This is a genomic window from Actinosynnema sp. (genome assembly GCF_052038725.1).
In genome coordinates this window covers 1-2,377 of record NZ_JBQGCX010000848.1, presented here as the reverse complement: position 1 = coordinate 2,377, position 2,377 = coordinate 1, and the positions used below count along the sequence as shown (strand labels likewise).

Sequence of the window (2,377 nt, the reverse complement as noted above, 5' to 3'; positions counted from 1 at the left end):
ACCGCCGACCTCCGCACCGAGATCACCACCCCGAGCGATCTCGCGTTCGCCATCACCAGGGAGTTCGACGCCTCGCGCGAGCTGGTGTTCGCGGCCTTCACCGAGCCCCGGCACGTCTCCCGCTGGCTGCTGGGCCCGGACGGCTGGTCGATGCCGGTGTGCGAGATCGACCTGAGAGAGGGCGGCGCGTGGGAGTACCGGTGGCGCAGCGACGCCGACGGGGCCGAGTTCGGCATGTCCGGGCGCTACCGCCTGGTGGACCGCCCGCGCAGGCTGGTCAACACCGAGGTGTTCGAGGGGCAGGAGTCGGTGGTGACCACGGAGTTCACCGAGGTCGGCGCCCGACGCACGAGGGTGGTGCAGACCTCGGTCTTCCCGAGTCGGGAGCTGCGGGACGCGGTCCTGGCCAGCGGCATGGAAGGGGGAGTCAGCACCAGCCACCACCGGCTGGCCGGATTGCTCCCCCTCCTGGCGGAGGGGGCCTGATGGGGTGAGGCGCGCCGATCGGTGCTGATTCTCTTCGATTCCGTGATTCTGTGATTCCGCGTCCGTGACGTCGGCAATTCCACTGTATTCCAATCTTCTCTACCGGCAATCGCCCGGCGCCGAAACTGAAGGTGGTGGTCAACCGAGGCCATTTCGTGTCATGCTCCGACCGTGATCCCCCGCTTTTCCCCACGTGGCACGTGGATTTCCGGGACCGATGTGGCGGGTGTGCCGGAGGAGTTACGGGAAGAAGGCGCGTTCCTGCCGTACCCGTTGTTCTCCGAGCCGCCGCTGACCGGTCCCGCCGTGCGCGAGTCCGCGCTGGCCGAGCACAGCCTGGGCAGGCTCGACGAGGCGTCGAGCCGCTTCGCCGAGCTGCCCGGCTTCGCGCGCGCCACGAGGGTCCGCGACGCGTGCGCGTCGGCGGGGATGGCCGGGTACCCGGTGGCGCTGCGCGAGGCGCTGGCGGTGTCCCTCGACCCGCGCCACGGCGCCCCGGAGCAGGTGGTCGCGCCCCACCTGCGCGGGGTCGAGCTGGGTTTCGCCAAGGTGGCGCAGGGCGCTGACACCGGGGACCCGGACCTGCTGGGCGAGGTGGCCGCGGCGCTGACCGGTCGCGACCACCGCCCGGACGAGCCGCTGCGCCGAGGTCAGGGCTGGCTGGGGCCGAGCCGGGAGCGGGCGTGGCTGCTGACGCCGACGAGCGCGCACCTGGCGGGCGCGCTGGCCCAGTGGACGGTGTGGGTGCAGGCGAGGCCCACCCTGCCCAGGGTGGCCCGCCTGGCGCTGGCGCACCTGCAACTGGAGCTCCTGCAACCGTTCGCGGTCCCGGACGGTCACGTGGCGCGCCTGTTCACCATGCTGGAGCTGGTGCGCGAGGGGATGCTGCGCACCTCGGTGCTGCCCCTGTCGGTGTGGCTGGACCGCACGGGCGACGAGTACCGCGAGCAGGTCAGGCACGTGGTGCGGACCGGCGAGCACGGCCCGTGGGTGGAGTTCTTCGCGCGGGGCGTCCGCGAACTGGCGGACGCCCAGGTGAGCCTGCTGGCGAACCTGGAGTCCCTGGCGGCGGCCTACCGCGCCAGGTTCCCCGAGGGCAGCAGGCTGGCCAGGGTGGCCACCTCCCTGCTCGGCTTCCCGGCGATCGACCACCCGACCCTGTGCGAGGCCGAGGGCCTGACCTTAAAGGGCGCGACCCTGCTGACGGACCGCCTGGTGGCCGAGGGCGTCCTGTACCCCTGGGAGTCCAGGCGCTACCGCAAGGTCTTCCTCTGCCCCGAAGCCCTAGCCCTCCTCCGCCCATGACCACCAAGCGCGCCGCGAGGAGCCATCACCGCCCCCGGTTCCCCCACTCACCCCTACCCGCCCGCCCCGGTCCCCCCACTCCCACCATCCCGACGCTCCCGACACTCCCGCCGAACCCGCCGCAGGTAGTGCCCGGCATCCCGCTCCCGCCCCACGGCCGAGAGCACCCAAGCCATCCGCCTCAACCCGGCGACAACCCGCCAGTGCTCCCCGGAAAGCACGGCGATCTCCAACTCCTCCTCGGCGCACTCCAACGCCCAATGCCCCCGCCCAGCAGCAAGGTGCACCACACCCCGCCGCCGCAAGGCGACAACCGCACCCCCACGCCCCAACCCGTCACACCCACCGCAGGCGCCACCCGCGCAGCCCCCGCCGCCCGCGCAGTCCCCGCCACCTACGCAGCTCCCGCCGCTCGCGCAGTCCCGGTCCGCGCAGTCCCCGCCGCTCGCGCAGTTCCCGCACCCCGCGCATTTCCCGCCGTCCGCACTGCTCGCGCCGTCCGCGCTGCTCGCGCCGTCCGCACTGCTCGCGCCATCCGTACTACTCATGCCGTCTGCGCCACCTGCGCCGTCCGCGCCACCTGCGC

General features: G+C 72.9%; 2 protein-coding genes. Both read left to right on the top strand.

Going from position 1 to position 2,377, the window contains the following annotated elements; all coding sequences use genetic code 11:
• Window positions 1-486: SRPBCC domain-containing protein (locus tag ACTUAL_RS17385; RefSeq protein WP_440901008.1), on the top strand; the 486-nt coding region annotated here is incomplete at its 5' end.
• Window positions 487-714: 228 nt separating this feature from the next.
• Window positions 715-1,791 (top strand): Fic family protein, encoded by a 1,077-nt coding sequence (locus ACTUAL_RS17380; RefSeq protein ID WP_440901007.1) that lies wholly within the window; start codon window positions 715-717, stop codon window positions 1,789-1,791.
• Window positions 1,792-2,377: the final 586 nt, after the last annotated feature.